12 protein-coding genes are annotated in these 13245 nt (G+C 35.7%); 7 read left to right on the forward strand and 5 right to left on the reverse strand.

From position 1 onward, the window contains the following. Positions 1-91: 91 nt before the first annotated feature. The 3 genes from EHQ24_RS16410 to EHQ24_RS16420 are packed head-to-tail and all read left to right on the forward strand — an operon-like array spanning position 92 to position 4287. Positions 92-1423 (forward strand): MFS transporter, encoded by a 1332-nt coding sequence (locus EHQ24_RS16410; protein WP_135602703.1) that lies wholly within the window; start codon positions 92-94, stop codon positions 1421-1423. Continuing rightward, positions 1420-3108, forward strand: a complete 1689-nt coding sequence (locus EHQ24_RS16415; RefSeq protein WP_135602704.1) for a glycoside hydrolase family 2 protein — start codon at positions 1420-1422, stop codon at positions 3106-3108. The genes EHQ24_RS16410 and EHQ24_RS16415 overlap by 4 nt, the downstream gene beginning before the upstream one ends. A gap of 9 nt (positions 3109-3117) precedes the next feature. After that, positions 3118-4287 (forward strand): YheT family hydrolase, encoded by a 1170-nt coding sequence (locus EHQ24_RS16420; protein ID WP_135602705.1) that lies wholly within the window; start codon positions 3118-3120, stop codon positions 4285-4287. Here the strand turns inward: EHQ24_RS16420 and EHQ24_RS16425 are convergent. After that, complete coding sequence (locus EHQ24_RS16425; protein WP_135602706.1) at positions 4284-5429, reverse strand: AraC family transcriptional regulator; 1146 nt, start codon at positions 5427-5429, stop codon at positions 4284-4286. The genes EHQ24_RS16420 and EHQ24_RS16425 overlap by 4 nt on opposite strands. A 117-nt stretch (positions 5430-5546) precedes the next feature. Here EHQ24_RS16425 and EHQ24_RS16430 point away from each other — a divergent pair, with 117 nt between their 5' ends. Together EHQ24_RS16430 and EHQ24_RS16435 are read left to right on the forward strand one after the other, a co-directional pair. Continuing rightward, positions 5547-6692, forward strand: coding sequence for an AraC family transcriptional regulator (locus tag EHQ24_RS16430; protein WP_135602707.1), 1146 nt, complete (start codon positions 5547-5549; stop codon positions 6690-6692). Between the two features lie 120 nt (positions 6693-6812). Next, on the forward strand, positions 6813-8495 hold the full coding sequence (locus EHQ24_RS16435) for a methyl-accepting chemotaxis protein (protein ID WP_135602708.1): 1683 nt from the start codon (positions 6813-6815) through the stop codon (positions 8493-8495). 58 nt (positions 8496-8553) lie between these two features. Here the strand turns inward: EHQ24_RS16435 and EHQ24_RS16440 are convergent, their stop codons facing one another. The 3 genes from EHQ24_RS16440 to EHQ24_RS16450 all read right to left on the reverse strand — a co-directional run bounded on the left by EHQ24_RS16440 (position 8554) and on the right by EHQ24_RS16450 (position 11069). Next, complete coding sequence (locus EHQ24_RS16440; protein ID WP_135602709.1) at positions 8554-9099, reverse strand: DUF4334 domain-containing protein; 546 nt, start codon at positions 9097-9099, stop codon at positions 8554-8556. A gap of 83 nt (positions 9100-9182) precedes the next feature. Next, on the reverse strand, positions 9183-9905 hold the full coding sequence (locus tag EHQ24_RS16445; RefSeq protein WP_135602710.1) for a flagellin family protein: 723 nt from the start codon (positions 9903-9905) through the stop codon (positions 9183-9185). 15 nt (positions 9906-9920) lie between these two features. After that, a complete protein-coding gene (locus EHQ24_RS16450; RefSeq protein WP_135602711.1) occupies positions 9921-11069 on the reverse strand; it encodes a hypothetical protein in 1149 nt (382 codons plus the stop codon). A gap of 116 nt (positions 11070-11185) precedes the next feature. Between EHQ24_RS16450 and EHQ24_RS16455 the strand changes: the two genes are divergently transcribed. Together EHQ24_RS16455 and EHQ24_RS16460 are read left to right on the forward strand one after the other, a co-directional pair. Beyond that, on the forward strand, positions 11186-12139 hold the full coding sequence (locus EHQ24_RS16455) for a DUF1554 domain-containing protein (RefSeq protein WP_135602712.1): 954 nt from the start codon (positions 11186-11188) through the stop codon (positions 12137-12139). A 43-nt stretch (positions 12140-12182) separates the two neighbouring features. Then, a complete protein-coding gene (locus tag EHQ24_RS16460; protein WP_135602713.1) occupies positions 12183-12593 on the forward strand; it encodes a CoA-binding protein in 411 nt (136 codons plus the stop codon). Between the two features lie 121 nt (positions 12594-12714). Here the strand turns inward: EHQ24_RS16460 and EHQ24_RS16465 are convergent, their stop codons facing one another. Continuing rightward, entirely contained in the window at positions 12715-13146 is a 432-nt protein-coding gene (locus EHQ24_RS16465; protein WP_135602714.1) for a DoxX family protein, read from the reverse strand. Positions 13147-13245 lie beyond the last annotated feature (99 nt).

Below are 13245 nucleotides of genomic sequence, written 5' to 3' on the forward strand. Positions count from 1 at the left end.
GTTTCTATTTAGAATCATTATTAAAGAAAATGGAACCGGTGTCAAAATAATTGTCGCCAAAGATGCCACTGCTCGTTGAAACTAAGCGATCATGAACAATCACAATTTAGGTGGACGACTTTGGTCTGTACTCATTCTATTTGGTCTCGTTGGACAAATTGCTTGGGCAGTAGAAAATATCTATTTTAACTTATTTATTTATAATACCATTTCAAAAAGTACTTCATCCGTCACACTGATGGTACAACTCAGTGGGATTGTGGCAACCTTCACCACTCTTATCGCGGGGATCCTAACAGATAAACTGGGAAACAGAAAGTATTTTATTTCGATTGGTTATCTCCTCTGGGGTCTTTTAACACTTTCTTTTGCTTTTATTTCCAAAGAAAATACGGCGGAATGGTTTCAACTTTCTGACTCCACTCAAATCATTAGTCTAACAATCACAATTGTAATTACTCTCGACTGTATCATGACAGCATTCGGATCCACTTCTAATGATGCTGCATTTAATGCTTATGTTACAGATAACACGGGCGAGGCGAGAAGTCTGGCAGAGGGTGTTCTTTCCGCAATGCCTCTCCTTGCAATGTTAATTGTTGCCGGAGGATTTGGAATCATTGTAAACGCTCTCGGGTATCCTGGTTTGTTTGTTTCCGTAGGAACTATGATGTCTGTATCAGGCCTCATCGGTATTTGGCTTATCAAAGACAACCCAAACTTAAAGAAACAAGATACAAATTTTCTTTCCGATATTAGTTATGGATTCAAAATCAATGTAATCCGCGAAAACCGAAGGCTTTATCTTTATTTTCTTGCCATGGGGATTTATGGAATCGCCAGTCAAATTTATATGCCTTATCTCATCATTTATATGCAAGAGTATTTACAATTCGATGTTATACAATATTCCATTGTCCTTGCAGGCGTTATCCTTGGAGCTAGTTTGATTACAGTTTTACTTGGAAAAAGTTTTGATGGGAAAAACAAAGATAAATTACTCATTTACTTTTCCATTTTATACATTTTTGGAATGTTATCTTTGTATGTTATGTCAAAAACTATCGACTTAAATCTAAAAACGCAAGTTATGTGGTTTACTGGATTCACAAGTCTAATTTTGATTACAGGATTTGTTCAAGTATTGGCCCTACTAGGAGCACAAATACGAGACAACACACCTACAGAAAACACAGGAAAACTACAAGGAATCAGGATGATCTTTTTTGTTCTAATTCCCATGTACATAGGCCCTATGATTGGCGAGTTTATTAACGAAAGAACCAATCTGACTTATGTCGACCCAGTGAATGGTTTGACGGCGCATGTGCCTTCCCCTGAGATTTTTTTATTCGGTGCCATCGTTTGTTTTTTTATCTTCATTCCTATTTCTCTATTATTTCAAGGCAAACAATCAAAATGAAAATTCCTCATTCCGAATACCCGCGACCTCAGTTAGAACGAAATAGTTACATCAATTTAAATGGTGAATGGGATCTTCAACATGGAATTTTTGGTGATAACACAAAAACCCAATGTAAAATCCAAGTCCCCTTCTCCCCCGAATCCAAAGCAAGTGGTCTTGGAAATTTCATTCTACAACCAGAAGAAGAATTAATTTATGAACGAGAATTTGAGTTATCGTCTTCTTTTCTCAAAGATATCACCATACTTCATTTCGGTGCTGTGGATTATAGTTGTACCTGTTATATCAACGATCAGGAAATAGGATCACATAAAGGAGGATTTCTTCCATTCCAATTTGATATTTCTTCCTACATACAAAACGGCAAAAACAAAATCCAAGTAAAAGTTACGGATCCCACCGACACGGGAGTCCAGTCTCGAGGAAAACAAAAATTAAAAAGGGGTGGAATTTGGTATACTCCGCAATCAGGAATTTGGCAAACAGTTTGGTTAGAAAGTGTATCCACTGATTATATAAAAGATATTAAAATCACACCAAATATTGATACAAAGTCTGTAGAAATTATCCTGACTACAAACTCACAGGATGCCAACATACAAATATTAGATGGGGAAACAGTCATCGCAGAAGTTTCAGGTAATCATGTAAATATACCAATTCCAAATATGGAACTCTGGTCCCCAGAAAATCCGAAACTTTATGAGATTCTTATCAAAACGACAGGAGATACGGTTAAATCCTATTTTGGGATGAGAAAATTTTCCATTGGATTCGACGGAAAATTCAAAAGACTATTTCTGAATAATCAACCATACTTCCACAACGGGCTTCTTGACCAAGGTTATTGGTCAGAAGGATTACTCACTCCACCTAGTGATGAAGCAATGGAAAAAGAAATCAAACTAATGAAAGATATGGGTTTTAATATGTTACGTAAACATATTAAAATTGAACCTTTACGTTGGTACTACCATTGTGATAGGTTGGGGATCCTTGTTTGGCAAGATTTTGTTTGCGGAGGTGGAGCTTACGAAACTTGGAAAGTTGCTTATTTACCTTTTATTGGTTGGAAAACTAAAGACACTAAATACAAATTTTTGAACCGAACGGATGAGGTAGGTAGAAAAGAATTTATCACCGAAATGGATGAAACAGTCAATTTACTAAAAAATACTGTGTCACTTTCTGTTTGGGTACTTTTTAACGAAGGTTGGGGACAATTTGACAGCATCCAACTAACCGAAAAACTAAAAACTTTAGACAATACAAGAACCATTGATAGTGTAAGTGGATGGTACGACCAAGGCAAAAACAGCAGTGACTTAAAAAGTTTACATCTATATTATCAAAAATTAAAAGTCCCAAAAAAAGATACTAGAGTTATCGTATTATCCGAATTTGGTGGTTATTCTTTAAAAACAGAGGGGCATGTTTACGATAATGAAAAACTTTTTGGATACAAAATTCTTCCTGACAAAGAAAGTTTAGAAAAAGAATACAGAAGTTTAATCGAAGAACAATTAATTCCCTTAATCGAGAAAGGTCTCAGCGCATCCATCTATACACAAGTCAGCGATGTAGAAGAAGAAATTAACGGGTTAGTCACTTATGATAGAAAAGTCATTAAGTTTGATATAGAATGGATGCGAGAACTCAATGCAAAAATCAGCTACAGGTAGGATTCGAATTTGGAATTAGTTGCCAGCCATCCTTTCATCGCAGTATTTTTAGTCTTTTGTTTAAGTTTTATTTTCTATTATATTTTTGAAGTGATAGAAACTCCGGTTCTGCGGTTCAGCGAATCTGAATTTTTATTACGTGTGATCGAAAGATCACCAAATCTAACAAATCCATACTATCCAACCTTCTGGTGTTTTAACCAACATCTAATGTTGTTATTACTCATGTTTAAGGAATACCGTACCAAACCATTTATTTATGATCAATTAGAACAATTGAAAATGAAAGATGGAGGGATCACTGGACTTGCTTGGTCAGGAATCCAAGTTGGTTCCCAAAACAATGACACTCCCATTGTTGTTCTTTTCCATACCATTAGCGGTGATGAACAGGATGTAAAATCAACAGTCAAATATTTGCGGGAAAAATTTGGTTGGATAGTCGTTGTTTGTATCCGCAGGGGTCACGGGAACCTCCCACTTACCAAACCAAAAATCAACACCATGGGATCTACTTCTGATTTAAAAGAACAGTTGTCATACATTCAAAAAAGATTCCCAAAAAGAAAACTGTTAGGTGTAGGAATTTCAGCAGGATCGGGACTTCTCGCAAGGTATTTAGGAGAAGCAGGAACAAAAAGTCAATTCATTGCAGCCGTGGCCGTATCCCCGGCTTATGATATCGAAAAAGCCTTCCATCGTGTTCATCCAGTTTATAGCAAAATTATGGGACAAAGGCTAATTAATTATTTTTTAAAAACGCATTATGAAACCCTATCCAATCTAAATGGTGTAGATAAACTTTTAAAAATCAAAACTATAGGAGAATTTCAAGACCAACTACATACCATTTCAGGATTTAAGGATAAAGAAAAGTATTATTTTCACTCCAATCCAGTGTTAGTTGCAAAGAATATTCGGACTCCACTGCTTGTTTTAAATTCAGCAGATGATCCTATCTGTGTAAATCAAAATGTAATCGAAAATTTACATTGGTTAGAAACCCTTCCCAATACCATTCATGTACATACCAAAAGAGGAAGCCACATTGCTTACTTCCAAGGTTTTAAAGCTAAATCCTGGTCTGATACAGTCATTGGTGAATATTTTTCGGCTGTTCTAAAAGAGAATTCACCGATTAAAAAACCTAAGAAAAAATCAAAAAAGAAAAAAATCTAACTTACTTTTGATCGATACACCTGCGGAGACACTCCATAACGATCTAAAAAAAGTTTGTGAAAGGAAGATTTAGAATTAAAACCGGATGTATAAATGATATTTATGATTGGTGTCTCTGGTCTTTCTTTTAGTAACCTTGCGGCTTCTGACAAACGAAACCCATTCACATAATTACGAAATGTAATACCAAGTTTAGTATTTAAAATCTCAGAAAGTTGGTGCGAATTTAGATCTAAGTGTTTTGCTAAAGAAGCCAAAGTTAAACTATCATTCAAATACAATTGGTTAAGATTCATAAGATCTTCCAGTCGCTGCAAAATTTGAGAAACATCTATCCCTTTCACCCTGCTCTCCTGATAACGGGCTAATCTTGTCTCTAATTTAAATTTTAAAATAAATTCTTTATGATTCATTTTCAAAACTAAGAGAAGGATTAGAAGTAATGTTAACGTAAAACATGCAAACAAAAACAATGGCATATAAAAAAGTTGTGCAAAAACAAACGAAGCAACGACGAACAAAGAAAATAATAAAAAATACAGAAATGGCCAAAAGGTCTTTTGTATCTTCTCTTTAAAATTGAATCTCCAACGAATCACTCGAATCAGAAAAAAACTGATATAACCAAGAATCGATAATACACTCAACCCCAGTAAACTGAAAATGGAATCGACATATAATGAATCTGGTTGGATTCGAAAACCAAAGCTGTTGATTAAAATTATATTCCCCAATGGCCGAAAAAGAAAAACATAAAACAAACAAAGAAAACTTGGTAAAAAATGGATCAAGTTAACTGTATTCATTTCTCCTCCACTCATCTCCTCAAAAAAAAGATAACTCAATGGGCCAACAAGAAGTAGAGCTGGGATATGAATTCCATAAAAGATCGAATCGAAAGTAATTTCCTTTGTGAGTTCTAAATAAATATGAAGTTGTAAAATTGCTAAGGAAAGAAACAAAAACACCGTTGTAAATTTTTGTAAACAACCAATCTGGAAATTAGAATTTACGCGAACAGGAAAGTGCCCCTTTGTTTGCGTTTTATCCTTTTTTTCTTTTTCCCTTTGAATGGTTTCCAACCAAGAAGAAAAAGCCAAAAGGAAGGCCACAACAGCCCCCGTAAATGGAATCAAATTCATAACACAATTAGGAAAACTAAAAGTCCGTTGTCTATTTTTTTACAAAACCCTAACAGTTTTTAGTCCGTCCGTATCCTAACGGACGACAAAAAGAGAAATGACAAAGATAATTCTAGTATGAATCAAAATTCTCAAAATTTCAGAAAAACAAGAATCAATACCAAAAACCAATTTAGCCTACAATTCTTGGGACTTATTTTTCTATTTACTATTGTACTAATTGTTCTACCAATCTTTGGTGAACCAGAACTTACCAATCATTTAGAAAAAATCCCGATACAAAAAAATCATAAAAAACCAGTGGTTGTTGTGATTGGAGAAAATCAATATACAGAACTTACTGATTTTGTTGTTCCTTATGGAATTTTAAAACGTGCAAATATTGCCGATCTTTATCCAATAGCACCTAACAAAGGAACCATGAATATGTTCCCATCACTGTCCATAGAAATCACAACATCCATCAATGACTTCGATTTATCTCATCCGGAAGGTGCTGATTTAGTTATTGTTCCTGCTATCCACAATTCAGAAAACAAAACCATCACCGAGTGGATTCAAAAACAATATCAAAAAGGTGCAACAGTTGTTGGGATTTGTGATGGAGTCTGGACTTTAGGTTTTGCTCGACTTTTAAAAAACAAAAAAGCAACGGGACACTGGTATTCTAAAGAAGGATTATCCCAAAAATTTCCCGATACAGAATGGATTCAAAACAAAAGATATGTTCAAGACCAAAGGATCATCACAACAACTGGAGTGACTGCATCCATTCCTATTACCTTAGCATTGGTGGAATCAATTGTTGGAACAAAAAAAGCAAAAGAACTAGCGACGGAACTTGGAGTTTCTGATTGGAGTCCTTTTCATAAAACAGATGAATTTTATTTTGATGGAAAAACATACCTTACAGCAGCAAAAAATCTAACTTTCCTTTGGAGCCATGAAACTTTTGGTATTCCCATCTATGATGGTATCGATGAGGTATCTTTAGCACTCGTCGCAGATTCTTATTCACGAACATACAGATCAAAAGTCGTGGCAACCACCAACACTGAAGATTCGGTGATCACAAAATCAGGCCTTCGTTTTTTTTCTGAATCCAAAACAATTGATAAAAACAAAATCCACTCATACATTCAGATAGAAAAAAACAAAAAAGCTTTTGAAGGATTGAGGGAAAGTCTTTCTGAAATTCAAAAACGGTATGGGAGAACCACCATGAAGTTTGTGGCCTCACAATTAGAATTTCCACTAGATTAGTTTTGTATTATGTCGCTTCTAAGCACCAATCTTTGGAAAAACGGAAATCAAAATCTTTAGTTTTCGAGTTTTAGACTAGCATCTCGTTTGTTTTCAAAAACATTGGAATCAAATCATCGTATGCATTCAAAACTTAGAGCTTATTTCGTCCTTTCCTTTTTGGCCTTCGGGTTCTTATTACTTTTAAGTGTACACCTGTTATTACAGACAAAAGCAGATAACTTAACAATAGTTCTCTGCTTTGAATTTGGAATCTTAGTTCTATTCGGGTTTCTCTTTGGTTCTGCCTTAAGTTCCTGGTTCGGAAAAATATTTGGAAAACTAGAACTTGCTTTTAAAGAAGTTGGGCTCGGGAATTTACAAACACGACTCTCTTACGAAAAAAACGATATATTTGCAGAGTTCTATTCGGGTTTCCATCGAATGTTGCAAGCCCAAGGGGAACTCATCCAACATATCAAATCATCGGCAGATACCTTATCTTCTGATTCACAAGAAATGAAATTGGTAACACTTGATTTTTCAAGTAACCTTCAATCCCAATCCGCTGCGACAGAAGAAGTGTCTGCTTCCATAGAAGAAATATCTGGAGTTGCTATTTCAATTTCAAACATTGCGGAAAACAACTCTGTCAGCATGAACAATCTAACCAGCGAAGTGGATCACCTTTCTTTGGCGATTGACAAAACGGGTGAGTATGTTGTAGGAACACTTGATTCCATCAAAAACATAATCGACCGTGCAGAAGCAGGAAAAAACACCTTACGCACAATGAATGAAGCTATGGATAACCTTTCTCATAGTTCACTTGAAATTTCTAAAACTGTTGATGTCATCGCAAAAATCAGTGAACAAGTGAATATGCTGGCTCTTAATGCTTCTATTGAAGCGGCAAGAGCGGGAGATGCAGGAAGAGGATTTGCTGTTGTTGCTGAAGAAGTTTCCAAACTTGCAGAAAGAACTGCTGGTGCGGTGAAAGGGATCGACTCTTTGATGAAAAAAAATCAAAATGATGTTTCCTTGGGTCGCGAACGAATTGAAAAAACTACGATGGAAATCCAAGAAATCATCGGGAACATCGATTCGATTTCTGAAAAAATTACAGAAGTCCACTCCGCAGTAAATTCACAAAAAGAACTAAAAAACAAACTGCTAAAAGAAGCACTCTTTGTCAAAGAACGTTCTACAGAAATCAAAGACGCGGTGACAGAACACAAAACGGCAACCAATGAAGTGATGGCTTCGGTTGCCTCCATTAGCCAGTCTTCCTTTAGTAATTCAGAAAGTAGCGATTTACTCGCTGAAAAAATCACAGCCATTGCTAACACAGCCGACAAACTCATATCTATGGTGGATTTATTCAAAACAAGTTTGGTTTCGGATGAATCATCAATTTCTAACAGAGATGAAACCACGCACAAACTCCAATTCCGCTCAGACATTGGTAGTATTTACTATATCAAAGAAAAAGATTTATTGGAAGTTGTGTGGACTCCCAATTTTAGCGAAGAAAAATATATAGAAATCTTAAATGAAGCTCTAAACATTATCGAAAAACATAATATTCGGAAATGGCTTGCGGATACCAGAAGAATGGGATTAGTGACTCGTTCTGCTCAGGAATGGGTAAATGTAAACTGGTTTCCAAAGGCAAGTAACTCATCTTTAAGAAAGATGGCCGTAGTGGTTCCGAACTCGGCACTGGCAGCCATCTCCATTGATGACCAAACTCTCAAAACAGGGAATGTAGAACTAAAGTCCGTTCCTAGTTTGGAAATTGGAATTGAATGGTTAGAAAAATAAACTAACCATTCACAAAAAAACAACAAAACATAAATCTAAACAAAATGTTTTGTTGTTTTTATTTATCTCTCTCTAAAACAAAAAAGAAAGGTTGTTTCATTCCTTTATAGTCCATACACCCAAACATTGTATCCTGATTTACTTTTTTAAATACGTCATGGATAGGGAGATTGTCATAGATCATTGCAGCGGTAAGTTTCCCTCGAAACTCAATTCGACGAACTCGAGCTTTTGATTTTGATGTTTGGAATAAAAATCGAACTAACAAAAAAACATAACGTAAAGGCCATAAGTTTGTAGTTGGAACTAAAGTTGCTAACCGAACAGGCATAATCGATGGATTTACTTTAAACAAAGTTTTTCCAAAAGATTTAAATACGAGTGGATGCACGTTATCAGCATCCACAAATTCTTTTCCATACCAATTGAAGGTTTCTAATGCTCCATCCATTGTATGTCCTGTATGGAATCCGGAACCATGCCAACGACCAAACATATCTTCGATCGAAACTGTTTCTAAAGCATCAAACAAGGCGAACGAATCGTCTGTAGAATTGTTCTTTTTACTACGCATTTCGTAGAATTTTTTTTCTAATTGATTCATGATAAAATTGTTTCCTCAGACAATCTTTTACACCTGCGATTCCCCGGAAATATTTATACAAAACAAGTCACAATTTTCAATTCTCAATCAAGAACAGATTGTATTCGTTGTCTCTCTTCATTGATTCGATTTATTGCTTCTTCTATATTTTTTTGAAACAAATTTGCATTTGATAACGTCAGATAATTTCCTTCAACAGTAGTTAAACCCAATGATTTAGATGTCATAGTGGCAATCCAAACGCGGGAAAGTTCCCCTTTGGATTGATGAATCATCCACAAAGAAGCCACCCTAGAATCCTTTGCAAAATCACCAGCAAATAGTCGCATATCATTAAACTCTGCTTGCGAAGCAATTCGATCTACTTCATGAATGAGTGAGTCCACTTCCGATTGTAATTCTACTTGTTTACCGAATAAATTTGATTTAGAAATTACGAATAACCGTTTTGAAATATGATATAAAATGTCTAGATAAACCAAAACTTTCTTCAACATAAAAGTTTGTTTTTGAAATGTTGTTTCATTCGGTTCTAACTCAGATAATCTTTTTAACTTTTGAGATGTAAGCGAAATAAACTTAAGTTTTGATTCCACTGCTTTAGCTTCGGTTTTTTCAACGATTGTATGATAGATAGAATTTGTTTCTGTATTCGTACGGAGCAGGATTCTCTTTTTCTCTTCCGGTTGATTAGATTCTTTAGAAGCCCAATCAGATATTTCTTTTTGAAGTTGATTGATTTGTTTTTGAATGATAACCTCTTTCTCTGAATCGGTGGACAAATTAGGATTCTTGTTCAATTTCATAATGACCTCTATGTCTCAGGGAAAATACACTTTACGTTCTTTTTGTAAAACCGACAATGCATCATCGATCAAAGGAAGGGATTCTCTTGCCATAGCCGCCGTAGACACAGTCAAAATCCCTCCATAATGATTCGCCAAACGTAATCTCTTACAAACATCCTTATCACCACCAGTAACGATTGAAATTTGTCCGATCACTTGAACGAGAGATGATACCACCATTTGTTGGTTCTGCCGATCCATCCCATGATACACTCCACTTTGCATATGAAAGGCTCTTTCTTTGATGGTTTGGATTGCCGATACAAAGGATGAATACCGGATGCCTAGTAAATCTAAAGATTTTTGATTTTTCGTTATACCGTTTCTCTGATTTTGGTTTTTTAAAAATTCTCGTTCCGCAAAATTCAAAAAATAAAATCTAACAGAGTATTGGTGCCATATGGCTCGATTCATTTTTAGGCGACTTAGAAACTGATTTAAAATACTTAAAACACTATTAATCCAATCGTAAGTAGTATCAGGCGAATTTTGGGATGAATTTGTTTCTTCCAATTCAAAATCAATTCCTAGGGGTAAAGGGAAAAATTGTATGGATTCTGTTTTCTTTGAGCCAAACCAGGGAACAAGGTAGTCAACCTTCAATGGCCCCCAAGGCAAATCCTCTTTTGTTTTCAAGAAAAAATGCGGGTGATTGCCAATTTTCAATTTTTCTCCCAATGAAAGGATCGAATTTTGGATTTGAATGGAATCGGATTCGAATTCTTTTTTCCCATAACCTTTTAAGCCAAATTGTAGACAAAGATTTTGCCAAACTTCCACGAGTGTAATGACAAGTAGAATCAAAACCTCAGAACGAATGGAAGCACAGTATAACGAACGATAAGTGGAAGTATCTGTATTTTCTAAAACTGGAAACTGGGTTTTTAGCTCTTCTGAAAACAATTTTAGAAATGTATCCAACTCCATTCCTTCTTTGTAAATTTTTCTAACAATTTCCTTTTTGATTTTTTCTGCTCCCGCCATAGGATAGGTGGGGAGTTGGTCTTTATGGGCATTTTCAGATATTGGCCTCAGATTTGGTTCTGAAGCTGTTTGGTTTCGAATGCCAGCTACAAGGAGAGTCGTGAAAGAAAGTTTTTTCAGAAAATCGATTCGCTGCATAGTTAGAAAGGCTTATTTAGATTCTAACGTTCAAGACAATAAAATAAACGATCGAAGAAAGTTGATAATAATTGCAATTTATTGACAATTAGTATACAATTTGAAAAGGTTTTTCAATGAGTTCCCCAAAAAACATACGTCTATATTTATTTTTCCAGATTTTGCTTCTTACGTTATTTGTTTTTGAATTCAATTGTAAAATTGCAGAATCCGACAATCTTTGTGACCCAAACTCAAAAGCTTTTAAAAATACTCAAATTTCCAAAATTCTATTAAAGGATAAATCCCCCACTTGCGGAAAAGACTATATTTCAACAGTTATACCATACTCAATATCAGGCTCCATCGCGGGATTAGCTAGTTCGGGTTTAAAACTCTCGCTAAATGGAAGTAATTCTTTGACCATTGACATCAATAGTATAAAATTTTCATTCACCAATGTTCTAACGACAGGATCAAGCTACGCAGTGACGATCACGAACCAACCCACAGGACTTTTTTGTACGATTACAAACGGCGCAGGTCTAATAAGAGATTCCGACATCACTTCCATAATGATTACCTGCGCAGTTTCCTGTAACCCTTGCAAAATTTTTCTATCGAATTCTGGATACCCACCAAATCCAGGAAGTGCGGTAAACTTTGATACATCTTGTTCTACAGATGCAAATTATCCTGGTACGGGAACTTATAAAGCAATGGTCGTCGATGGAGTGACAAGACGAGCTTCTTTGAGTGCAAATATCGGAGATGGTCAGATCGATTGGATTTTTGCACCAAATCGAACTTATTATCAGACAGCTGGTACGATCGGTACGACTAGTTCAGGCGGGTTATTTATTTCCACACTCACAAACACATTTTCAGTCAATTCCAAATACTGGACTGGCTTAAACACTAACTGGACAACTAACGTTAGTAATACTTGTAATTTATGGACAAGCAATTTAGGAACTTATAATGGAGTTATGGGACAAGGCAATTCCACCGTAATTGCAGATATTACTGCAGGCTGGACGCCCGATCCATGTAATTTAAGTAATCAGCAATTGATTTGCGTAGAACAGTAATTTACCCACTTGCAAAACATTCAATATATGTTATCCTATTCCTATGAATGTAGCCGATTCCGAGATCAAATCCCTCCTTCAGTCTTATAAAAAAATTACAGTATACGGGCTCAGTAATGATTTATCAAAACCAAGCCACTATGTCCCTGTTTATATCCGAGACAAAGGATGGGAAGTGGTAGGAACCTACCCCAAAGAACATAACGTAGGTGGATTTACTATTTATAAAAGTTTAAAGGATGTTCCAAAAGAAGATAGGAAATTCATCGATGTGTTTCGCAGTTCCGATAAAATTCCGGAAGTCATCGATGAAATTTTAAGTTTAGGGGGAACCGAAGTGATTTGGCTTCAATTGGGAATTTCACATCCGGAAGCAGAAAAAAAAGCCGAAGAAGCAGGCATACGTGTGGTTTCTAACCGATGCCTCATCATTGAACATAGAAATTATTTTTAGTAAATAAAAAGTGTGGATACGAATCCATCCCGTATAAAAAAACTATAGTTCGTTGTAAGTTCAGAACTTTAAACCAATCAAAGAGTAAAATCAATACAGGATGGTAACTCGAGTGATGAGATTAACTTTTCCTCTTAGATTGATAATCGGTCCAAGACCCACAACTCCAAATGGCCCAATACACAAGTAATGGTTGGAAAAATAAACGAATGAGTCTGGCCCTATCTGTATCCAATCCAAAAGCACTGATTCCATTTACATACTGAGAGATGTTGCCAGGAAAAATAAGAACAAAAAACAAAGCGACAATCCAACCAACTTGAGCTTGTTTGCTTTTCAGAAAAATCAAAGACAATCCTAAAGTGATTTCTACCACTCCTGACAAAAGAACCACTAAATCAGCATTCAGCGGTAACCAAGTGGGCACTTGCGCTAAAAACTCTGTCCTATGCCATGTTAGGTGGCCTGCTCCCGCAAAAACCAAAAAGGCTCCAAGTAGGATACGTAATCCCGTCTGATAAATACTTCTTTCGACTGTGTTAGAATGATTCATAAGACTTTAGACTCAAAACTTGTGATTTTAGACTTCGAGTCCCCTTCCTTCTCATTTTAAGGGAGAGCCCAAGGTAATGATTTTGAGTCTTTATCTCAT

The sequence above is a fragment of the Leptospira noumeaensis genome, assembly GCF_004770765.1.
Taxonomy (GTDB): domain Bacteria; phylum Spirochaetota; class Leptospiria; order Leptospirales; family Leptospiraceae; genus Leptospira_A; species Leptospira_A noumeaensis.

What these genes read in the sequence shown, in the direction of transcription:
- EHQ24_RS16445 (WP_135602710.1), bottom strand. Translation starts at nt 9,905, where the DNA reads ATGAAATTGAACAAGAATCCTAATTTGTCCACCGATTCAGAGAAAGAG.
- EHQ24_RS16465 (WP_135602714.1), bottom strand. Translation starts at nt 13,146, where the DNA reads ATGAATCATTCTAACACAGTCGAAAGAAGTATTTATCAGACGGGATTA.
- EHQ24_RS16455 (WP_135602712.1), top strand. Translation starts at nt 11,186, where the DNA reads ATGAGTTCCCCAAAAAACATACGTCTATATTTATTTTTCCAGATTTTG.
- EHQ24_RS16425 (WP_135602706.1), bottom strand. Translation starts at nt 5,429, where the DNA reads ATGAATTTGATTCCATTTACGGGGGCTGTTGTGGCCTTCCTTTTGGCT.
- EHQ24_RS16430 (WP_135602707.1), top strand. Translation starts at nt 5,547, where the DNA reads ATGAATCAAAATTCTCAAAATTTCAGAAAAACAAGAATCAATACCAAA.
- EHQ24_RS16450 (WP_135602711.1), bottom strand. Translation starts at nt 11,069, where the DNA reads ATGCAGCGAATCGATTTTCTGAAAAAACTTTCTTTCACGACTCTCCTT.
- EHQ24_RS16440 (WP_135602709.1), bottom strand. Translation starts at nt 9,099, where the DNA reads ATGAATCAATTAGAAAAAAAATTCTACGAAATGCGTAGTAAAAAGAAC.
- EHQ24_RS16460 (WP_135602713.1), top strand. Translation starts at nt 12,183, where the DNA reads ATGAATGTAGCCGATTCCGAGATCAAATCCCTCCTTCAGTCTTATAAA.
- EHQ24_RS16415 (WP_135602704.1), top strand. Translation starts at nt 1,420, where the DNA reads ATGAAAATTCCTCATTCCGAATACCCGCGACCTCAGTTAGAACGAAAT.
- EHQ24_RS16435 (WP_135602708.1), top strand. Translation starts at nt 6,813, where the DNA reads ATGCATTCAAAACTTAGAGCTTATTTCGTCCTTTCCTTTTTGGCCTTC.
- EHQ24_RS16410 (WP_135602703.1), top strand. Translation starts at nt 92, where the DNA reads ATGAACAATCACAATTTAGGTGGACGACTTTGGTCTGTACTCATTCTA.